A 20,116-nucleotide genomic window follows, 5' to 3' on the forward strand; every position below is an offset into this window, starting at 1 on the left:
TGCATGCAATCGGCCTCGGTGACCTTCAGGTCCGCCGGGCCGCGGCCTTCGGTCTGGATCACGTTGGCCGGCACGCCCTGGCTGACCAGGTAGTCGCGCACGGAGTTTGCCCGTGCCACGGACAGGCGCTGGTTGAACTCGAGGCTGCCTATCGGGTCGGTGTGCCCGACGATGGAGATCGAGCGCAGCCGGATGCCCGAGGACTTGAGCTCCGCGAGCGTGTTGTCGATGCGGGTGCGGCCGGCAGGCGTCAAGGCCGACTTGCCGAACGCGAACGTGCCGTCGGCCTTGAGCTCAAAGCTGCGCRCGGCCGGAGGSGGCGGCGGCGGTGGCGGTGGCATTGCCGCCGGCGGGGCGGGCGGCGGGGCCGCCTGCGCCACGCGCGGCGCGGGTCCGAAGGGGATCTGCAGGCCCACCGAGAASAGCCAGTCGTTCATGCTCTGCCGGTTTTGCGTCCTGCTGTTGTTGGCGTTGTCGACATAGCGGTAGCGTGCGTCGGCCACCATGCGGCCCCAGGAGGAGAACGGCCAGACGATGCCAACGCCCGCGTTGGCCATGAAGCTCGAGTGGCTGTCGTTGATGCCGAACGCCCGCTCCACCTTGTTGTCGATGGCACCGATCCCGCCCACGAGATAGGGGTGCACGCTGTTCGTCTGCCAGCGGTTGATCCCCTGGCGGCCCAGGAAGAACCACTGCGCGTCGAGCGTGCCGCTCCAGTTCTTGTACTTGTCAGTGCTGTTGAAGGCGCCAAAGCCGGTACCGAAATTGCCGTCGAGCTCCTCGTACTGGCCACGCAACTCGATGTTCCAGCTGGGGCTGATCGGCTTGCCAATGGACACGCCTCCGCCCCAACCGTTGTCGGCGTTGCGGTCACCGTCCGGATGAACGTAGGCACCGAAGGGCGTGATGTACCAGCGGTCGTCGAAGTACTGGTCCGCTGTGTATGTGGTCTGCGCAAGGCAGGCGCCATACGGGATGGCAAGTACACAGCAAGCCGCGAAGGTGCGTCGATCGAACATGAAAACCTCCTCACGAAGTAGTACTGGGTCAGTGTTGATGAGAGCTTCAGTCCAAGCCAATAGGCCGAAAGATGGATGGGCAAGCCGGCATTTCGCGTGCATGCGACTGACTGGATCGTCCGCACAGCAGGCGCAGGGCACCTTTGGTTTCACATATTTCAGCGTGCCGCGCCGCGCGGTTTGCGCACCGCGGCTGCGTTGGAGACGCTTGCAGATTCGCAGCTTTCAAGCGCTTCGCTTGAACGTTCGGGAGCGGTGCCAGGGCAGATCAGCGCGAGGTATTTGTCCTGTTCGGCGGCCGCTGCCGACGTCAGTTGACGGTTATCTCTGCAGCGGTTGCTTCGCTTGGATCACACGCGAACTTCGATCTGTAGACCGGCCGTTTGGGTGCGCGGCTAAGAGCAGCGTGACTGGAGCGCCACAAATCCTGCATCGAGCGCCTGGTCGTAGTCCCGGTAATGCTCCGATGACAGGGCAATAGGTTCCGCAAGGCCACCGCTGCTCGGTTGTCTTAGCAGTTCCCAACAGAACTTGTTCGGCCCGCACTGACGAACGGTAACCTTCAGCTCACTACGCGGAATCACGGTTTTGAGCCCGCTAGTGGCGCGCACCGGATCCGTACCCATACCCATACCCGAAGGATCTGGTTGCCGTGCGCCCCAGTGGCGTGACTTCCGCGACCGTGGCCGAGGTCCGATGATTGCGCTGGAACGGCTCAAAGCTGACCTTCCAGTAGCCTGCGTCGCGCAGGTCCTGAAGGCGGGCAGTGTCCGTAGGCACGAGGAAGTGCATCGGCAGTTGCCCGTCGACCACGCGCTTGAGGATTTCCTGAGTCATGAACTCTCTTTCCTTCCGTGCGAGAGGTCATTGCATGGCCCTCGACGTCCTCAATATTTGATGTACATCAAGCATTGAACACACGCCATCACGGTGGCCACTCGGCGCCGACGGCGTTCCGCCCTGGATTTCGATGCCGGCAGCCTCCAGCTTGGCCCGCACGTCGGGCATCCATTGGCGTCAATCGCAGCCCACGCGCTTCGGCTTCTACGCGTCATGGGGACCTATGCGAGGGGCGCAAACCATTGATGGAGGTACTCAAGGCGACCAAAATGCCGTGTCGATCACTGAATCAATGCTTGGAGACATTTGATGACTTCCATCAGCGCGACCAACGGCCCATCGGTTTCCGAGCCCAACGACGCAACCGAGCCGGCAGTGGTTGGTCCGCCGGTCCAGCCGCCGGCAGAGGCTGCAATCCCTGTCGCAACGGAACTGGCATCGAACCCGCCAGCCGAGGTGCTGGTCGCTCGTGAGGTGTTGGAGTTCAACAAGGCGCCGTGGCCCAGTGTCGAAGTAGCCGCCACCAGCGAGCCGGCCGCCAAGACGCCATCGTCTCGAACGACCGTGCCGACACAATCGGCGGTCACTCCGTCCTCGGCAGAAAGGGCGACGCCGGCCAATAAGGCGGCACCGACCAAGAAGGCAGCATCGGCCAAGAAGGCAGCACCGGCCAAGAAGGCGGCACCGACCAAGAAGGCGGCACCGGCCAAGAAGGCAGCACCGACCAAGAAGGTTGCACCGGCCAAGAAGGCAGTACCGGCCAAGAAGGTGGCACCGACCAAGAAGGCAGCATCGGCCAAGAAGGCGGCACCGACCAAGAAGGCGGCACCGACCAAGAAGGCAGCATCGGCTAAGAAGGCGGCACCGACCAAGAAGGCGGCACCGACCAAGAAGGTAGCACCGACCAGGAAGGCAGAACCGGCCAAGAAGGTGACACCGACCAAGAGGACGGCACCGACCAAAGTCGGCGTCAAGGCCGCCGCGCTGCCCCAGAAGAAGATGTCAGCGAAGAAGGCTGGACCTTCGAAGGCCAAGGCGGTGAAGGCCGTGGTCGCGCCGCCACCGGTCTCACCCCGTATTGCGGCAGAACCGGCAACGACGACCTCCTTGCGCACAGCCACGCCCGATGCTGTGCGCGACGACGCCAAGACAAGAGCGAAGTTCGTGCGCGACCGTTTCGCGATGCCCAAACAGGACTTCAGGCTGATCGCCGTCCTCAAGGACCGCACGCTAGGTTTCAAGCGGCCCGTCAAGAAGAATGAACTTCTGCGAGCCGGGCTGCAGGCCCTTTCAACAACCCTCACCGACACCCAACTGCATCGTGCGCTCGATACGCTGTCCCCGGACGCCAAAATCAAAGCCAAGCTCGTGCGTGACGATTTCACGATGCCCGAACAGGACTTCGAGCTGATTGCCGTCCTCAAGGTCCGCGCGCTAGGTTTCAGGCGGCCCGTCAAGAAGAATGAACTTCTGCGAGCCGGGCTGCAGGCGCTTCAACGACTCACCGACGCCCAACTGCATGGTGCGCTCGATTCGCTGTCCCCGCTGAAAGCTGGACGTCCCAAGAAGAACGCCAACTGAAGGCCGGGCGCAGCGTTCGTGCAGGCGATGCCTTCCCCCGAGGGCTCATGTGGGGAGGCGGTCGCTGGGTTCAGTGCGAGACGTCCGAGATGCCCTCCCAACTGCGCCTGCCGCCTCTCAAGAGATGAAACACCCTCGAAGCGCCTGCGGCGCCCCGAGTCGCTGCCAGAGGCAGCGGCTCTTCGGGTCCGTCCGAGCCTGCGCAGAGTCGCAAGTCGTCGATAGGCCACCGTAGAGGAAGTCATCGCCTGAAGGTGAACACCACCGAAAGGTAAGACACCGGCTGCGAGCCGATGTGCTCGATGCCATGCAGCGCGGAGGCATCGAAGAGCAGCGAGTCGCCGACATCGAGGTTCACGACCTTGGTGCCGTAGCGGTAGGCGATGCAACCCGAGAGCAGGTAGACGAACTTCAGCCCGGGATGCTGGAAGGTGACGTAGGGCTCTGCGCCCGGCAGCAGCGTGACCAGATAGGGCTCGACGAAGAGGTTGCCCGAGAGCAGGTGGCCGAGCAACTCGTACCGGTAGTCCGCCACCGCGCCGATGCGGTCGACCAGGATGCCCTTGCCGGCGCGCACATGGCAGAAGTCGGAGCGGTGGGGGCTGGTCGGAGAAGAAGCGCGAGATCGGCACGTCCAGGCCGGCGGAAATGCGGGCCAGCGTCTCGACCGAGGGTGAGACCACGCCGTGCTCGATGCGCGAGAGCAGCGAGCGGGAGATGCCCGCGCGGCGGGCCAGTTCGCCGCCGGAGGCGCCGCTGGCGATGCGCAGGGCGCGTATCTGGGTGCCTATGAGGGAGGCGGATTCGCTGCGGGTGGGCTTCGGTGGTGCGGGGCGCGGGAGCGCGAGGGACGGCGGAAGTTTGAAGGGCTTGGCGGTGGGGAAGGGGGAGGCGATTCGTCTTGTCATGCCGTTGCTCCTCCCCGGGGCGCTGGCACGTGCGAATTGGGCGGCATGAGCGGCGAGCAGGATTCGGGCGCCGAACGATAGCAGCGGCTTGCTCTAGACATCTTCATCTCCCTGTGCCCATCAGTAGTGGGCATATATGCCCATGAGTCTACTGCAAACTTCTTTTTCGCCAAGAGTGGCGTATTGAAAGAGGACGTTTGGCAGATCGGATAGCTTTGTTCGGGGCGGCGATTCAGATGCGGCGCAAAGAGCGCGGCCTCAGTCAAGCCGAACTCGCGGCCAAGGCCGCGTTGTCTCCGAGCTTCGTGTCGCGCATCGAGCGTGGGGTCAGTCCACCTGCCTTGGACACGATTTGTGCATTGGCTGACGCGCTTCGTGTGAAGCCATCCGTCTTGGTTCTCGAGATGGAGAGGTTGGCAGCGTCAAATTCCGTTCGACGCTAGAAGCGAGCTGAACGCAACGTCAGGGCCGCTCAGTTCCACGCAGCGCGGCTCTGCAAAAAAAGCCCAGAAGTCTTCCCAGCACGAGTCAATGCTTGGTCGGTCGCGCTGGTCGGACTGGCAATCTCGACAGGCCAACTGATAAAGCGCTGGAGCCCGTGGGAAAACCGGTGAACTAAGGAAGGCAAAGCGCCGCGTCTCGATATCCTGCGCGCGGCCGGCCTGCGCCTGGAGGTGGCGCCTGGGCGGGTCCTGACGGTCACACCGCGCAGCCGGATCACCGACGAGTTGCGCGGACTGATTCGCGCCTACAAGACTGGTGAGTTGGCTGGAGGCCGCCAACGAGCCCGATCCTGATCGCTGGTGCTGGCCGAACGACCCGAGCCCAGACGCCGCGATGAATGGCGCGGAGATCGAAATGCTGCAACGCCGCGTCGATCACTTTCAGCGGCAGCGCATCGGCGCCGATGTGAGCGAGATGCTTGCCGACCGCCTGACCCAGCGCGACCGCGAGGGCGATGACTGGCGAGCATGCGCCGAGTGCCGTCATGGCAACGCGAGACGCTGTGCTGACGGCGCTCCGCTGCCCATCGGCATGTTGCACCGCTGCGACCGCTTTCGCGCTGTATGAGGGCGCGCGCTCAATTGTTCCAAGACTCGGCGGCGATGCGAGACAGGTCTTGTTTTGTCGGAGAGTGTTCCGAAAGTGCAGCAGTCAATACTGGTTGCGCTTGCCATGCGATACCGTGGAGCCGGTCAAGCGCACGTCGCTTGCCTGACATTCAGGGAGGAAAAAATCCATGTCGCAAGATATTTTCTTGAAGCTGACCGGCATTACCGGTGAATCACAAGACGCCAGTCATAGGGATGAAATCGAAGTCTTGGATTGGGAGTGGGAGATCACCCAGCAATCCACCATGCACGCCGGCAGCGGGGGCGGCGCAGGCAAGGCCACCGTCAGCGACCTGACCTTTGACCACTACGTGGATCGAGCGAGCCCCAATCTGCTCAAGTATTGCCTGACGGGCAAGCACATCGACACGGCCACCCTTGTCGTCAGAAAGGCCGGAGGCTCGCCGCTGGAGTACCTCACTATCACGATGGGTGATGTGATCGTCACCAAGGTTGCGCCAGCGCTCACTGCCACCATGTCGCGAGCGAGAGAAGCAGTCAGCCTCGCTTTTGCCCGCGTGAAGCAGGAATACGTCATTCAGAACCAGCAGGGCGGCTCCGGTGGCACCGTATCGGCAAGCTACGACATTCAAAAAAATCGCGAAAGCTAAGGGAGATTAGGAATGACTCTTTTCATCAGCCGTGGCGGAATCGTCGATGCAGAAAAAATCAAGGTGAAGATTTTTTGAAAAAATCGAGCGCGGAAAGTTGGATGCGGTGAATGGCATCGTGGTGCACCAAACGAACGGACCTACCGCCGAATCAGCTTTTAATAGCTACAAGATAGTCGGGGCGAAGGGCGCCCATTTTCTCATCGATAGAGACGGAACCATCTATCAAACTGCTTCGCTTTATAAAGTGACCCATCATGTGGGACTGGCTCAATCGAGGTGTCTTCATACTCAAAAATGCACCCCGGCGGAATTCAAGCATGTTAAGAGCTTGGAAGACCGATGGAGGCCGCAGGAAATCTCAAATCGAGAATATAAAAAGAAATGGCCTGACAGATACCCTCTCAATATGGATTCTATCGGGATTGAAATTGTAGGCGCCTCAAAAAACGTTCCAGGCGAACGGTATCCGCAGTATGAAGTTGTCAATGAACAGCAGAATGCATCACTGAAATGGCTGGTCAAGGAACTTGCGGAGACTCTGAATGTCTCTATGTCCGAGATCCACAAACACCCGGACATTGCAAGAAAAACGCCGACCGAAGCGTCTAGCGCGAAATGGTGAGGCCAAGCATCATGCCAGGGCGAGTGATCGTCCTCTGCTTTGCGCTTTTCATGACAGGGCACGGTTACGCCCGAACTGTCAAGAGCCTTGAAATTGAGGCAGTCGGCCAGCATGACGAAAACTTAAAAAATGAAGCCGCCGAAAGGGCGTGCAAGAGGTTTAAGCCAACAAAAAAACAACTTATTCGTTTTTTTAACCAAGCATATCCGGTTGAGGCCGACAAGATTCTGCACGAGCGCTACTCAAATTGCTATGCGTACGGCTCCTTGAGGTTCAGCGACGATTCTTTTGGAGCGTGGGTTATGTATTCCAGTGGTGTCGCGAGATTCACTTTTAACAAAGGTGATGTGGTTTATTTGTTTTACAAGAACAACAAATGGCATGACCCCAATGCATGCACCTACGGATATGCCGAAGAAGGAGAATGCTGACATCAAATCGGAGCGACGCCAAAATTCGCATGGGGTGGCGTAAAAAATGGTGGGGCTACGGCGGGCGGAACCTGACGGCAGTTCGCACACAAAAGGGCGGGGTCGCAAAGCAGTGCGGATGAAACCTGCACAGCGGGCCGTAGCCCGCGCCACGTCGGTATCAGTCGGTTCAGGTCCAACATCGGGCAGATCAGGCGGTTCCCCGTCGGCAACGAAAAAGCCCGCCACCAGGAATACGGAAACCGTTGAGGTGATCTTGAGCGACCAGCGCCGCAGGCGCTGAACCTGCCAGGGGCTCTCATTGAAGGCGGCCAGACGGTGCGAGCAATACGGTTCAGGTTGTTCCGTGGCGCTCAACCGTCCGGCAGAATCCGGCGCATCCGGCCTTCGGGTCAGCTACTCCGCTGCGGGGAATCGCCCATAAGGCGCCGCATCGGCGACTGCACAATCCTCTTCAGAACAGCGGCGATGTCGTCCACCATCGCTATGTAGTTTGGATGGTCGCCCAGTACGGCGCTGGACGGCATTTGGGGGCGCTGCGAGTTGCTGGGGCTTTGCACGATTCGAATGCCACCCTGCTTGGTAACCTCCGTGAGCCCTCTGGTACCGTCGTGACCTTCTCCGCTGAGCACTACCCCAATTACTCTCTTCGCATAGACCGCCGCTGCTGTTCCTAGGGCCAAGTCGCCGGGGACGCTTATGTGCTTCGTCAATTTCGAAAGCCCAATGGTGCCGTCAGCCTTGATGAAGATGCTGCTGTTCGGAGGTGCGACGTAGCAGTTCGTCGCTGTCGGTGTCAAACCTTCACGGGCAAAGGTCATTCGAGGCCCGTTTTGATATTTGAGAGTTCGACTGAATTCTTGGCTTAGCTCCTCTTCGAGTGACAGAGCGAGAATAATGGGAGCAGGAAAGTCGATGGGCAGACTGCAAAGAATAGTGGATGCGGCTCTCGCTGAGCCTTCACCCCCCGTCATCACAACGAGCCAGTCAATCGCGGGTGGGAGCCTGCCTTCTTCGCCTCGCATCTGAAACCCCAATCACAGTGTCGGTCAAACCCGGACCAAATCATGCGATTTTGCACTGAAAGTGGGGCAATGCGCTGAGGGCTGCCGGGCTAGCGTCGCTTGGGCATCGTCCGTGCAACGCGTGCTTTTCGTCTGCAGCAGGAACAAGCTCCGCAGTCCCACCGCCCAAGACCTGTTCGCCGGCCCGGGAGTCGAAACGGATTCCGCCGGCCTCGCGCCCGATGCGGACTGCGTGCTGAGTGCAGAGCAAGTCGAATGGGCCGATCTGATTTTCGTGATGGAGAAGCAGCATCGGGCCAAGCTCAGGCAGAGGTTCGCGGCGTCCTTACAAGGAAAGAAAGTCGTTTGCCTGGATGTCCCTGATCGGTATCAGTTCATGCAGCCTGAACTCGTGACGCTGCTGCAGCAGAAGGTGGGGAGGCATCTGCGACCTGTGTGCCGACAAATGCAAAAAGCCCCTGACTCTTGCGAATCAGGGGCTTTTGTTTGGTGCCGGAGAGATGAATCGAACACCCGACCTTCTCATTACGAATGAGCAAATAAACGGATGGATGTTCGTTGATTCATGTTGATCTCCGAGTGAAGCGTCAGAGGGAGAATCCTAACAATCGACGTGATTGACGCATCGCTGTTGATCCGAATATCGAAAATTCTCTTACATCGGCCGTTACTTCCTGGGCCGATGTAAGAGAATGGCTGAATGGCCAAACTTGCACTCACCGCGCCGCGCGTCGCCGGCTTTTCGTGTCCGCCTGGGAAGGCGCAGGCGTTCCTATGGGATAGCAAGGCGCCTGGGCTCGGACTGCGCGCTACGCCGCGCGGGACGCCGGCCTTCATCTTCCAGAGTGTCTATCAAGGCAAGAGCCTGCGCATCACGATCGGCGACGCCCAGGTGTGGCGCATCCCCGACGCGCAGGCCAAGTCGAGGGAACTGCAGCGTCAAATTGATGAAGGTCGTGACCCGCGCGAGGTAAAGGCCGAGGTCGTCGCCGCCGACGTGGCGAAGCGTGACGCCGAACGGCAACAGGCGGTGACGGTCGGCGAAGCGTGGCTCCAATATTTGGCCCGCGGGAAGCCCAAGAAAAAGGCCGCTTGGAAGCCTCGCTACCTGATCGACCTGCACAAGATGGCGTCCGTCGGGGGCGAACCGAAGAAGCGTGGCAAGGGCGTGACTTTGCCTGGCCCGATCGCCGCACTGCTCTCGACCAGTCTGAAGGACATCAATCCGAAGAGCCTGCGCGCGTGGCACCAGCGTCAAGCAGAACGCGGCCCGGTGCAGGCGGCGCGCGCCGTCCAGATGTTCTCGGGCTTTCTGCGCTGGTGCAGTACTCAGGACGAGTACGACGGCATCGTCGACCCGCTCGCCGCTCGAGATGCGAAGGTTCAAGACGCGCTTCACTCAGGTGCTGGCAGCCGGCGCACGGACGCCATCGAGGAGGCCCAGTTGGCGACGTGGTTCGCCGGCGTGGGTCACCTGCGAAACACGACCGCTGGTGTTTACCTTCAAGGACTTCTCTTGACCGGCGCACGGCGCGAAGAGCTTGCAGCGCTCAAGTGGACCGACATCGACTTTCGCTGGGGGCGGCTCACGATTGCGGACAAGGTTGGGGATACAAGGACGCTGCCCCTCGCGCCGTACCTTCAACACCTGCTCCAAACCTTGCCTCGCCTCCAGGACAACCCGCATGTCTTTGCGGCGCGGGTTGCGAAGGCGGGTCGCATCGCAGATCCGCGCAGCGCCCATGCCGAGGTGCTTGCCCATGGGGGCCTGCCGCACGTAACTATTCACGGGCTGCGCCGCACGTTTGCCCTCATGGGCGAGGCCGCGGGCTGCCCGGCAGGCGCCATTGCGCAAATCATGGGGCATCGGCCAAGTAGCATGGCTGAGAAGTACAAACCGCGGACCATCGACCAACTTCGGCCATATATGGCGCAGGTCGAGCGGTTCATCGTGGAGACGGCTGTCCTGCCATTGGATTTTGATGCGGTTCCCGAAGGGCGTGTCAGCAATGTGACGACTCTCCGGAAGAGATCTGCCTGAACGTTTTCGCTCCAGCTAGGTTTAGCGGCTGAAAAGCGGGACACCTTCACCCGCCTGCTGGGGCACCCTTTGAAGGGCACCGGAAGGGGTGCGTGTGAAGATCATTGTTGACATAGGTGGCCGTGAGGCGATTCCAGTCCGGGCTATCCCTTTCGCCACGAACTGGGATTCCATGGGTCCCGACGAACTGGCTGACGCTTTCGCCCAGGCGGATGAACACTCCTTCGGCTATAGGGGGCTGAAGACGTACTGGATAGAGGAAGGTGAGGTTCATACGTTTCGACCGATCTGGTGGGAGAACTTTGCCTGCCGATCACTCGCCGCCTTGCACGAGCGTCTCAAGTCTGAAGAAGAAGCCGGCGTGATCACTCACGAAGAGGGGTACCAGCGATGGAGACAGGAGTCGATCCGCTTGCTTCCGCCAGGTTCGTTCGTATGGAGGGATGAGTTTGAACCTCGCTATCTCGTCCGACACGGATCAGAAGGCGAGTCGCTATTGGTGGCCGCGGCCGACGGCGAGGAGCCGGAATGGATGTCCCCGGACGTGCAGGATGCTCGCGTCTTGCTCGACCTGAACCCGTTTTTGGCGTCGCCGGAGCTTCGCAGCGTCGTGATGGAGGGGTTCGAGTCCCGAGCCACGACATCCAACCCCATGCGTGAGATCGTCGAGAGTCTTGACGATGGCCCTGAAGTGCTACATCTCCCGGATCTAGCCCGGCCGGAGCCATTGACCACGGGTGACATAGCGTTTTGCTTCAACGGCCTGCGCTGGAATGAAACTGGTTGGAAGAAGCCGTTGGGCGACAAGCCGAAATGGCTTCGGGCGTGCGTTGTTGTTCCAGCCCGTCGTGGACTAAGTGAAACCCGATGGGACCCCGTGCTGATCGGCGCAGCGCTGATAAGGGGCGGGGATACGCAGGCTCGATCCGTCCGCGCCAAATTCCAAACCAAAGCCGCGTTGGCGCCTTGGCTGGACACGTGGAAATCCTATGAAGCCGAATACTTCGACAGCGACTAGAACGCTGTCAGAACCCCGGGGGTGAACCCCGGAAAATACGGGGTCATGTGCCGCAAACCCGCATGGATGCTCGATTCTAGAACCCCGGGGGCATTCGCATAAATACGGGGTTTTCAAAATTCGTCGATACCCAGCCTGTGCCGCTGGGTTTGAGACGCAACATGCAAACCGCGACCCTCCACAGCGCCGCAACCCGCCGCGCTGCTACTGAGCCCCAGCAGTACCCGTCGCTGGAGTCCCTGACCCGCCCCACGGTCCCGACGGAACAGGCCGGCTACTACCTGGACCGCCGCCCGCAGACGATGCGGGCCTGGGCCTGCCTCGAGTGCGGCCCGTTGCGCCCGATCCGGGTTCACGGTCGCCTCGCCTGGCCGGTGGCTGAAATCAAGCGCGTCCTGGGCGTTCAGTAATGAAAACGCCCGACACCACCAAAGCAATGCCGAGCGCCCCGAACAAGCGCGAGTTTATCGGTAAGAACCGCCGTTGCGAAGCCCCGCACCACACGGCCAACGTGCGCCGCGCAGTCGACGAGGCGCAGCAACACCCTTTGCTTAAAGCGCAAGTGATGCCGGTGCTGATGAGCAGCCGCGAGATCGCGGATCTCGTCGAGAAGCGCCATGACAACGTGAAGCGCACCATCGAAACCCTAGCCGACCGTGGCGTGATCGGTCTCCCTCAAATTGAGGAATACGCCGACAGCCTCGGGCGTCCCGCTCAGCAGTACCTGATCGGCAAGCGCGACAGCTACGTGATCGTCGCGCAACTGTCGCCGGAATTCACCGCCAAGCTGGTCGATCGCTGGCAGGAACTGGAAGGCGGCGCACCGATGCGAGTCCCGCAGACGATGTCGCAGGCACTTCGCCTCGCCGCCGAGCAGGCCGACCAGATCGAGGCGCAGGCCGCGCAGCTTGCCGTCGCGGCACCCAAGGCTCATTTCGTCGACAACTATGTATCGTCCACTGGCAGCAAAGGCTTCCGCGAGGTCTGCAAGCTGCTGCGCGCCAATGAGCGCGAGTTTGGGCCGTGGCTCGAGAGCGCCCGCATCATGTATCGCCTGGACGGCGAGCGCATGCCCTATGCACCTCACCTCGATGCCGGGCGTTTTGTCGTGAAGGCCGGCACTTCCTCGCCAAGTGGCCACGCCTACAACCAGGCGAAATTCACGCCCAAGGGCGTTACCTGGATCGCTGGCGAATGGGCGAAGCACCAGATCCAAGGCGATGCCTAGTGAACACGCCGTACGACGCGAAAGACTTCGCCACCCCGGCGGCCCAGTACGCGTTGCTGAGCCGCGAGACCTGCGCGGATGGCACCGTGTGCTATCGCGCTCCGCGCTGGGACCTGACGCGGCTGCTCGATGACTTGAGTGCTGGCCGCGCCTTCCTGCAGCAGATCGGGGGTGCCCTGTGAGCATTCGCGTCATGAAGCGCGTTTGGGCCACCAAGATCCTGCCGGCCGGCCGCAAGCTGGTGGCGATGAAGCTGGCGGACGCTTGCAACGATGACGGTGGCAGCCTGTTTCCGTCCATGGCAAGCATCGCCGGAGACTGCAACTTGTCTCGAGCGCAAGCCCAACGTCACATGCACTCGCTGATCGACGAGGGCTTGCTGTCGGTGGTGTCCCACGCGAACGGAGGTGCACCAGGGACAGTCCCGCACTACCAGCTCCACGTTGATCGCCTCGCCCAGCCGAAACCACCAAGGGGCAGCGTCTACGCGACCCCAACGGGCGACATGGATGCAACGGGTAGCGCCGGTGCGACGGGTCGCATGGATGCGGCGGACGGGTCGCATGGATGCACAGGAGGGGTAGCACCCATGCAGCCGACGGGTAGCACCCGTGCTACTCAACCCACCATTACCCATCAAGTAACCACCAAGAAACCAAAGAAGGTCTCCGCATCCAAGAAATTCGCATTGCCTGATGACTTCGCCATTTCCGATCAGGTTCGCGCATGGTCGACCGTGAAGGGCTTCACTGACCTCGAATCGCACTTGGAGCACTTCGTCGGCTACGCCAAGGCCAGGGGCGCTATGTACGCAGACTGGGACCAAGCCTTCATGAACGCCATCCGCGGCAACTGGGCGAAGGTTGATCGCATGGGCTCGGGCGAGCGCGAACAGCCGGCAGCAAGCAATGGTCGCGGCGGCGGCGCGCCGCCCGGTCGACAAACGCTCTATGACCGCCGCGCCGCCACCCTCTCGGGATTGGCAGACACAGGAGAATTCCATGCAAACCGTTATGACCGCACTTTCGACATCCCAGCTCGCGTCGTTGCCGCCTGATCCTCCGTTGCCGCAACGCGCGGTCGCTGAGGTGTTTCGCAGCCTGAACGCACAGTTCGGCGCGAAGTTGGCAGACCTCTATGCGGGCGTGCCGGCAGCGGACGTGCAAGCCGAGTGGGCGACGCGTCTGGCGGGCTTCCGCCGCCACGAGTTGGAACGCGGGCTCGCGGCTTGTGCCGCGCGCACTTTCGCGCCGACGCTCGGGGAATTTGCCGCGCAGTGCCGGCCGGCGCTTGATCCGGAACAAGCGTGGTGGGAGGCCGAGGCTTGCATGCGCCAGCGCGACGAAGGCGCCATCGGTGAATGGACGCATCCTGCGATCTACCGCGCCGCTTGCTCCATGCCATTCGAGCTCCGTGGCGGCGACCTCAAACAAAACCGCAAGCGTTGGGCAGCCGCTCTGAAGCGCGAGTTGGCGATCGGCTTTGGCGACGGAGTGCCGCCGCCGGCAATGCGCCTCGAGCAAACCGTGAAAACCAGTCCGCCGTCCAAAGCGGTTCTGGAACAGCTCCGCGCGCTGCGGGCCACCTTCCGGCCGACGCCCGGGAGTTAGCGCGGCGTCGTTTACGCATCTGCCGGACAGCGAGCACGCACAGGTGTTTGCTGAGGTCCTCGACGAAGGGCACCAATGCACGGGCGCGCATGTCGCCCAGAATTCTCCTCTGCGCACCAAAATCGGAGCGACTGTGTGGCAAAGCCGTGGCAAGGCGGGTAGCAAATGGATAGCAATTGCTATGCGCAACACTTCCTCGTGCCAGCAAAGGCGGGGTCTTGCCGGATTTTTATGAATGCGATCTGGGGAACTCGCACGCCCCCGGTATCGCCGAGAGCCATGATCGCCCGCCCGCCCAACCACCGAGCACCGGCAGGGCTCAACAGCAGCGTCCCCGCGCAACGTGCGACTGTGCAGTTTCCCATGTAGGGTTTTGAGGTAGCGGGAAATTCATGGACCATCCCATCCTATGAAGCCTAACACCTTCCTCAGCGTCGTCTCCGACAAGGCAAACGCAGTCCTCGCCCTATGCGCCGCTCACGCTGACCGGCGCCTCGTCGCAGAGCTCCCGTAATGGCCCGTCGATCTGATATTGACTGGGACGCTATCGAGCGCGAGTACCGCCTTGGCCAGAAATCCAACAAACAGCTGGCCACCGAGCACGGCGTGCAGCCGTCCTCCATCGGTCGCCGGGCTGAGAGGTACGGGTGGATCCAAGACAAGGCCGATGAGGTTCGTTCCCGCGCTGCCAACATACTCGTACAGGCCGCGGCGGCCGATGTCCCCGGCAATGCAACTCCGAATGCAAACCCCAATGCAACCCCCAATGCAACCCCCACAGAGCAGCAAATCAAAGTTGCAGCACGCGTGGCCGCTGACGTGGTGCTCGGACACCGCAGGGGCTTGACCAAGCTTTCGCGCTTGCGCGACGCCATGCTCGATGAGATCGAGGCGCAGACCGAAGCAATCGACACTCTCGCCCGGCTTGTCGAGATGACGCGCGAGCCGGCCCAGAATGGCATCGACAAGCGCAATGACCTGCTACAGCGCGTGATCAGCTTGCCCAGCCGAGTCGAATCGCTCAAGAAGCTCACCGAGGTCGACGAAAAGATCCGTAAGGGCGAGCGCGAAGCCTTCGGCATCACTGCTGACGAGGACGCTTCAGCAGAGAAGGCCCGTGTGGTGTGGATTCCGAGGAAGGACGTCGATTGAACTGACAAACCGGTGCACCCCACGGCCTGACCGAAGATGACAGTAATGGGGCGCTTTCAGCGTTGCACGCCGAGCCCGAGAACCGGGATTCGAGTCTGGAGAATCACTACCGCCAGCACCGTGGCACGCAACCCACAGCCGGCTGTGCAGTTCGATGTGGAGAGAAGTGTCCTGCGGGCAGAATTGCCTGAACTACAAGAATCGCCGATGGCCCGCCACAAAATCCAGCCCTGCCGAAGACCTTATCGACATAGTTGCGCTGCTCCCTTGGTACGCAGGCGTTGTCTTGGCCATTGTCGGCTACCTTGTGCTCCATCGCATGGCGGTAGCGCCATTGGTCGCACTCAAGCCTGGTGACGTGGGCGGTGCGATGTTCGGAGCCGTGGGGCGCGGACTTGCTTCTGCCGGGCAGTACATCGTGCCGCTCCTCTGCCTCGCGGGTGCTGCGATTTCCGCCTGGCGGCGCCGCACGCGTCGATCGTTGATCGAACGCGCGACGCGTTCCGCGGGCCCAGACGTCCTAGACGGAATGAGTTGGCGCGAATTCGAGATGCTCGTGGGCGAGGGTTCGCCCTGTCGAATGTCGGCGTGCAGACGAAACCAGACCTTGGCATCCTTCTTCGCGTCCGGCCGGTCTACTTTCGGACTTGACCTTCGCCACATCGTCGAAATTCATGGCTGGCAACGGACGACCTGAGCGAAATTGCGCGTGAATGGCTGCGTCCACATGTCGCGAGCCCGCGCTCCGGGCTCGAAGCCGGCTTTCGGAGATTTCCTTGGCGAGCGGCATTGGCGATACTGTGCCGCGATCTCATCGGCCAAGTCACCTCTGCGATCGCCAACTTCCTCAAATACCCTTGCTTCGCGGTTCGGCGAGACTCATACTCAGTCCGTCCAACTGCAACTTCGCGCTGAGCCGGGCGAAATGATGTTAGTCAAGTGCTGATCGACGGCTTTTTGGGGGTGCTATGACATTGACCTCGAGATGGGTCTCTCAGGTGACCTGCGCCAGTCTTCTTGCTGCCGTGTCTTGCCCGACTTGGGCGGGTTGGATTGGCGACGCATGGAACGGGCTTGCAGACGCCGGGCACGACGTGGTCACCTTGGGTGAACACGGTCGTCAGAGGGACCGTGAACGCGCCGAAAAGGATGCCCAAGCCTCCGCAGCGGCGGCCGCGGCCGCGGAGGCGCAGCGTCAGTTGCAAATCACCGCTATAACGAAGGATGTCGTGCTTCTCCGTGATGTAACGCGATCTTTCGAGAGCAGCGCCACGGCCGTTGCGGACATCACCAAGCTTCAGGACGAGGTAACGAAGGCCACGCAAGCAGAGATCACTAAGCGGCAGGCTTCGATGTTCTTGATCGAGAAAGTCAGAGACTACTTTCGCAGTGACAACGACGACTTGATGAAAGTGGTCAGGGCACTTGACACCGATTTCGCACGAAAGACGGACATGGAGCGCTCCTTTGGGAAGGCCGCCGACGTTACGACCTTGAACAGCGTGAAGGCGAAGCAGGACGAGTCGATCACGACGCTCAAGACCAAGCTCGACGTCCTTAAGACTGCCCATCTAACCGAGGACGCCTACTTGGAAGAGTCAATTCAGAAGCTCAACACCTCAGGCCTTGAGCAGGTTCTGTCGTATACACAGCAATCTCGCACTCGCCTCAACAGTCTTGCCCTGGAGCTTGAACAGTCACGCAAAGAGTACAGAGGTCAGCTGACTACTCAACTCGACTCGCTTGCGGTAATAGCCAAGTCCGACCGAGCTGCACTTGCAACCCAGTATGAGGGTGGACTGAAACCGAATGCGCCATCAACTCCTGTTGCCGGCGGCGCTTCCTCAGGCTCCTCAGCTTCGGCAAATTTCGGCCCAATTTCCGCGTCAGCGAGTTTCGGTGCCGCTGCTGCCGTTGTCCCAATCGCAACTGGTGCGATCACCCAGACGCCCCCGAAGAAGGTTTGCTTGTCGTTTGGCGGTAACTGCTTCATGGTTCGAGTTCCGTAAAGCGCCATGCGATCGCTCATGCGCGCAGTGGTCATGGCCGCTGCGATTGCGAGCAGCTTTGCGGCTGCAGGCCCTTACGAGGACTCCGCTCTTCGCGATGTAGCCTTGAAGGGTGCAGAGTCTTATGCCAAAGACCAGGTTGCGAGCTACGTCAATAAGCAGGTTGTGACCACGGCCCTTCCCGCGGGAAGCGGCACCACGGTCCTCGCGACGATCGATCTTGGCTCGGCCGTGTATGACTTCAGCAAAGCTGAGAACGACAAACAGCGCGCATACGCTGGAAGCCGGGCCGCACTCGCGGGCTATGCGCTACTCGGCGGCCCGGCTGCGCCGGTTCTGGCTGCTGTACTGCTCGTCGCGTCTATCGCTGAGTCAAGCATGGCCGCTCAGCACCAGGCCGAGATGATGAAGATTTACAAACAGATCCAGGAGAACTACACCAAAGTCGTTCAGATTCAACAGCTTCAGCTCGAGGTTGACTGGATCGAATTTCGCTACCTGACAGCCACCGCCACGGGAGCTTTTGCTGAGAACGAATTCTTCCTCGGTACCTTCAAGTCCGCCTGCTCGACAACGGCCTCGGTGCAAAACATGGCGCAGCTTGACGACTGCGTCGCTTGGTTGGGAAGGGCGGTCTATGCCGCCGACCGCTACGTCAGAACCATCGAATCGATCGAACTGTGGCGCCGTCAAAAAGGGCCATTGATCAAGAATTTCTCCGATGCTGCAGGGGTCGATCTTGACAAGATCATCGAGGCCAAAAACGCCCAGAAAGCGAGCCTTGTCGAACTCAAGGAGCGGTATCGCTCAATCTTGACTTCTTTTAGCGACGTTGCGGCCAAGCTCACCGTGGCGCAGGCCTTTGAACAGCCCATGTTCACGACGGACGAATGGGTTCACATCAGCTGCATAGATCAGGCGATGAAGCACGTAAGGTCGGGCACCACGCTCCTTCTGGAAGCGAGGCAGCAAGCACCACGCATTACCAAGCTCGCGCGGCAGTCATTTCTGGATGGTTTTGAGGTTTACAAGAGCACCGTGTGCCTGCGAATCGGCGCTGACAGCACCCAAAAAACCTTGGGCGGTGTGCTCAGGAAATGGAACGCCATCGCGAAGCAAACCCGTATGCAAGTCGCTGCGTTGCAGCCATAACAAGGTACGCGCCCATGGCTCCCGCAATTCGCGTGCTTCTGCTTGCTGTCGCAGTTACTTCATTCACGTTGAGCAGCAGTGCCCAGGAGCTGCCTTTGGTTCCCCATGACATCGGCAGCGATGACATCGAAAAGATCGCAACCTATAAGAAAGGTCAAGTCATCACCTTCTATTCGCCTGAAGGCGACTTGATCAAGGCCACCTTCGTGGGGCAGATTTCCAAGGGCTCGGCGACCGAATCAGCAAGATTTCAGGTCGAAAACGTGATTACGGTGGCGCCCCCGGGCGGGGGAGGTTTACAACAACCGGGGACCCCTGCGCAAGGCACCCCCAACGGGCCAGGGGCGGGCGCGGGTCAAGGGCAGTCGCGAGAGGGAGGTGCCACCTCTGGCGGCTCAAGCGCGGTTGGGGCATTTGGGGGCGCTGCCCTCGTTGGCATTGGTGCCTATATCGCAATTCCACCGTCGCTGCGGGAAGAACTAAAAGAGCGATCCGGCGCTCTGCAGGCTGCGATCACAGACGGTCGAATTACTATCCAAAAATACCAGACCACGCTGGAGAAGTCAGTGGCCGGCGCAGAGATCGGGCTGCGCGGATTGCGTGATGTTTCCAAAGGGAAGGCATTCGAAGTTCCTGCGCCATTGGCCCTTGGAACACCCTTGCCGATGCCGGAGTTCCCCAATGCATCTGACGGATTGCGCCAGTCGCTGGTCTCGTCATATGTCGCGCTAAGTACAACAAGAGCCCCATCGGTCGCGCACGCTGAGATCCGCGCTACAGGACTTCATGCAGTTGCTTTTGCGCAAAGCAGCCTGCGCAACGGAATCCTTCCTGAGGCGACCGCTGCGGCGGAGATCGCGCGAGCGGCAGCCGCAGTGTTGACCCAAACGGCGGATCTTCTCATCGCCTTCAACCCTCTAACTTCCATGGCGCGTGACGCCACGGAGTTGATCACCGGCCGAGACCTGTTCAGCGGGAAGGAGTTGTCGGAGGGCGACATGTGGCTGCGCGGAGTGTCTTTGGGCGTATCTCTTGTTACCGCTGGGGTTGGCAGCACCGTTCGGCAGTCGATTTCCGCGATCGCGCCGATGATTGACGAGGCGAACGGCTTGCGCAAATTGCTTGATCGGACGCTCGACGTTACTCCGCACATGTACGAACGCTGGTGGCGCGCCAAGAAAGTACTAGGTGTTGCAGACGGCGAGCATGCGATTAGGGACGTGGCCTACGAAGCCATCACGCGAGGAAAAGCTTACTGGGATCTGTCAGAGCCGAACACCGTCGCATTTTTCGTCCGTACGGACCAGAACTACCTTCGATTCATCATCAACGTGCGGGAAGGCAAGGCAGTGACCGTCGTCACAGACAAGTTGAGCTATTCATTTCCCCGCACTCGGTGGATTCCCTTGGATGACGTGCCTCTGAAAGCCATCAACGGCGATCCTATCAAGCTGTTTCTGCCAGGCGGTGGACCCCCATGATCTCGAGTCCAACAGTAAGCGCACGGTGGGCGCCCGTCTTGACGACAGTACATTTGCTCTTGCGCATCTTCCGCCGCGGGTCGTAGCCAGCGCTGGAGCTCCGCAGGAAGGGAGGTCAATTCTTAGACTATCGGCCTTTGCCGCGTTCATCGATGGCGAGATCTCTTCGGCTCCTGATTGACCGGAATCCGCCACACAGTGTAAGTTCAGCGAGGCCGGGGAAGGTCAGAAACCGCTTCGGAGGCGCCCGACAGCGGTCGTTGCTGGCGGAGT

Annotated in this window: 19 protein-coding genes and 3 pseudogenes; 17 read left to right on the forward strand and 5 right to left on the reverse strand. The window is 60.7% G+C overall.

Features of this window, described 5'->3' with window-relative positions:
* Positions 1–1,019: OmpA family protein (locus tag AC1DYK_RS23735; protein ID WP_478168520.1), on the reverse strand; the 1,019-nt coding region annotated here is incomplete at its 3' end.
* A gap of 597 nt (positions 1,020–1,616) precedes the next feature.
* Positions 1,617–1,856, reverse strand: a complete 240-nt coding sequence (locus tag AC1DYK_RS23740; protein WP_478168521.1) for a hypothetical protein — start codon at positions 1,854–1,856, stop codon at positions 1,617–1,619.
* Positions 1,857–2,453: 597 nt separating this feature from the next.
* Between AC1DYK_RS23740 and AC1DYK_RS23745 the strand changes: the two are divergent.
* Positions 2,454–2,720: pseudogene (locus tag AC1DYK_RS23745) on the forward strand (hypothetical protein); the annotation flags it as partial.
* Positions 2,721–3,681: 961 nt separating this feature from the next.
* On the opposite strand, the pseudogene AC1DYK_RS23750 reads toward AC1DYK_RS23745, so the two are convergent.
* Positions 3,682–4,204, reverse strand: a pseudogene (locus tag AC1DYK_RS23750) (helix-turn-helix domain-containing protein).
* 359 nt (positions 4,205–4,563) lie between these two features.
* Between AC1DYK_RS23750 and AC1DYK_RS23755 the strand changes: the two are divergent.
* The 4 genes from AC1DYK_RS23755 to AC1DYK_RS23770 all read left to right on the forward strand — a co-directional run bounded on the left by AC1DYK_RS23755 (position 4,564) and on the right by AC1DYK_RS23770 (position 6,696).
* Entirely contained in the window at positions 4,564–4,791 is a 228-nt protein-coding gene (locus AC1DYK_RS23755) for a helix-turn-helix domain-containing protein (protein ID WP_478168580.1), read from the forward strand.
* Positions 4,792–5,107: 316 nt separating this feature from the next.
* Positions 5,108–5,419: a hypothetical protein gene (locus AC1DYK_RS23760; protein WP_478168522.1), complete on the forward strand. Its 312-nt coding sequence runs from the start codon at positions 5,108–5,110 to the stop codon at positions 5,417–5,419.
* A gap of 169 nt (positions 5,420–5,588) precedes the next feature.
* Entirely contained in the window at positions 5,589–6,071 is a 483-nt protein-coding gene (locus AC1DYK_RS23765; protein WP_478168523.1) for an Hcp family type VI secretion system effector, read from the forward strand.
* A 106-nt stretch (positions 6,072–6,177) separates the two neighbouring features.
* Positions 6,178–6,696, forward strand: a complete 519-nt coding sequence (locus AC1DYK_RS23770) for a peptidoglycan recognition protein family protein (RefSeq protein WP_478168581.1) — start codon at positions 6,178–6,180, stop codon at positions 6,694–6,696.
* Positions 6,697–6,938: 242 nt separating this feature from the next.
* Here AC1DYK_RS23770 and AC1DYK_RS23775 read toward each other — a convergent pair whose 3' ends face one another.
* Together AC1DYK_RS23775 and AC1DYK_RS23780 are read right to left on the reverse strand one after the other, a co-directional pair.
* Entirely contained in the window at positions 6,939–7,484 is a 546-nt protein-coding gene (locus AC1DYK_RS23775) for a hypothetical protein (protein ID WP_478168524.1), read from the reverse strand.
* Positions 7,485–7,519: 35 nt separating this feature from the next.
* Positions 7,520–8,152, reverse strand: a complete 633-nt coding sequence (locus AC1DYK_RS23780) for a chemotaxis protein CheB (protein WP_478168525.1) — start codon at positions 8,150–8,152, stop codon at positions 7,520–7,522.
* Positions 8,153–8,264: 112 nt separating this feature from the next.
* Here AC1DYK_RS23780 and AC1DYK_RS23785 point away from each other — a divergent pair.
* From AC1DYK_RS23785 to AC1DYK_RS23840, 12 genes and pseudogenes are all read left to right on the forward strand, one after another.
* Positions 8,265–8,585 (forward strand): annotated as a pseudogene (locus tag AC1DYK_RS23785) (low molecular weight protein tyrosine phosphatase family protein); the annotation flags it as partial.
* A 267-nt stretch (positions 8,586–8,852) separates the two neighbouring features.
* Complete coding sequence (locus AC1DYK_RS23790; protein ID WP_478168526.1) at positions 8,853–10,193, forward strand: tyrosine-type recombinase/integrase; 1,341 nt, start codon at positions 8,853–8,855, stop codon at positions 10,191–10,193.
* 94 nt (positions 10,194–10,287) lie between these two features.
* Positions 10,288–11,211, forward strand: coding sequence for a hypothetical protein (locus AC1DYK_RS23795; RefSeq protein ID WP_478168527.1), 924 nt, complete (start codon positions 10,288–10,290; stop codon positions 11,209–11,211).
* A gap of 161 nt (positions 11,212–11,372) precedes the next feature.
* Positions 11,373–11,621, forward strand: a complete 249-nt coding sequence (locus AC1DYK_RS23800) for a hypothetical protein (protein ID WP_478168528.1) — start codon at positions 11,373–11,375, stop codon at positions 11,619–11,621.
* Positions 11,621–12,439 (forward strand): phage antirepressor KilAC domain-containing protein, encoded by an 819-nt coding sequence (locus AC1DYK_RS23805; RefSeq protein ID WP_478168529.1) that lies wholly within the window; start codon positions 11,621–11,623, stop codon positions 12,437–12,439. The genes AC1DYK_RS23800 and AC1DYK_RS23805 overlap by 1 nt, the downstream gene beginning before the upstream one ends.
* Positions 12,439–12,621: a hypothetical protein gene (locus tag AC1DYK_RS23810; RefSeq protein ID WP_478168530.1), complete on the forward strand. Its 183-nt coding sequence runs from the start codon at positions 12,439–12,441 to the stop codon at positions 12,619–12,621. Before AC1DYK_RS23805 ends, AC1DYK_RS23810 begins: the two co-directional genes overlap by 1 nt.
* Positions 12,622–12,632: 11 nt before the next feature.
* On the forward strand, positions 12,633–13,496 hold the full coding sequence (locus tag AC1DYK_RS23815) for a helix-turn-helix domain-containing protein (RefSeq protein ID WP_478168531.1): 864 nt from the start codon (positions 12,633–12,635) through the stop codon (positions 13,494–13,496).
* The gene (locus AC1DYK_RS23820) at positions 13,441–14,049 is read left to right on the forward strand and encodes a hypothetical protein (RefSeq protein WP_478168532.1); all 609 of its coding nucleotides are present in this window, start codon (positions 13,441–13,443) and stop codon (positions 14,047–14,049) included. The genes AC1DYK_RS23815 and AC1DYK_RS23820 overlap by 56 nt, the downstream gene beginning before the upstream one ends.
* Positions 14,050–14,562: 513 nt before the next feature.
* Positions 14,563–15,201: a hypothetical protein gene (locus AC1DYK_RS23825; RefSeq protein ID WP_478168533.1), complete on the forward strand. Its 639-nt coding sequence runs from the start codon at positions 14,563–14,565 to the stop codon at positions 15,199–15,201.
* Between the two features lie 968 nt (positions 15,202–16,169).
* Complete coding sequence (locus tag AC1DYK_RS23830; RefSeq protein WP_478168534.1) at positions 16,170–17,210, forward strand: hypothetical protein; 1,041 nt, start codon at positions 16,170–16,172, stop codon at positions 17,208–17,210.
* A gap of 6 nt (positions 17,211–17,216) precedes the next feature.
* Positions 17,217–18,362, forward strand: a complete 1,146-nt coding sequence (locus AC1DYK_RS23835) for a hypothetical protein (RefSeq protein ID WP_478168535.1) — start codon at positions 17,217–17,219, stop codon at positions 18,360–18,362.
* Positions 18,363–18,376: 14 nt separating this feature from the next.
* Complete coding sequence (locus tag AC1DYK_RS23840; RefSeq protein WP_478168536.1) at positions 18,377–19,843, forward strand: pre-toxin TG domain-containing protein; 1,467 nt, start codon at positions 18,377–18,379, stop codon at positions 19,841–19,843.
* Positions 19,844–20,116 lie beyond the last annotated feature (273 nt).

Source organism: Variovorax sp. P2_H12 (assembly GCF_056403395.1).

Coding starts and splice junctions, on each gene's coding strand:
- AC1DYK_RS23740 (WP_478168521.1), bottom strand. CDS start 1,856: ATGACTCAGGAAATCCTCAAGCGCGTGGTCGACGGGCAACTGCCGATG.
- AC1DYK_RS23765 (WP_478168523.1), top strand. CDS start 5,589: ATGTCGCAAGATATTTTCTTGAAGCTGACCGGCATTACCGGTGAATCA.
- AC1DYK_RS23780 (WP_478168525.1), bottom strand. CDS start 8,152: ATGCGAGGCGAAGAAGGCAGGCTCCCACCCGCGATTGACTGGCTCGTT.
- AC1DYK_RS23790 (WP_478168526.1), top strand. CDS start 8,853: ATGGCCAAACTTGCACTCACCGCGCCGCGCGTCGCCGGCTTTTCGTGT.
- AC1DYK_RS23800 (WP_478168528.1), top strand. CDS start 11,373: ATGCAAACCGCGACCCTCCACAGCGCCGCAACCCGCCGCGCTGCTACT.
- AC1DYK_RS23805 (WP_478168529.1), top strand. CDS start 11,621: ATGAAAACGCCCGACACCACCAAAGCAATGCCGAGCGCCCCGAACAAG.
- AC1DYK_RS23815 (WP_478168531.1), top strand. CDS start 12,633: ATGAAGCGCGTTTGGGCCACCAAGATCCTGCCGGCCGGCCGCAAGCTG.
- AC1DYK_RS23820 (WP_478168532.1), top strand. CDS start 13,441: ATGCAAACCGTTATGACCGCACTTTCGACATCCCAGCTCGCGTCGTTG.
- AC1DYK_RS23825 (WP_478168533.1), top strand. CDS start 14,563: ATGGCCCGTCGATCTGATATTGACTGGGACGCTATCGAGCGCGAGTAC.
- AC1DYK_RS23830 (WP_478168534.1), top strand. CDS start 16,170: ATGACATTGACCTCGAGATGGGTCTCTCAGGTGACCTGCGCCAGTCTT.
- AC1DYK_RS23835 (WP_478168535.1), top strand. CDS start 17,217: ATGCGATCGCTCATGCGCGCAGTGGTCATGGCCGCTGCGATTGCGAGC.
- AC1DYK_RS23840 (WP_478168536.1), top strand. CDS start 18,377: ATGGCTCCCGCAATTCGCGTGCTTCTGCTTGCTGTCGCAGTTACTTCA.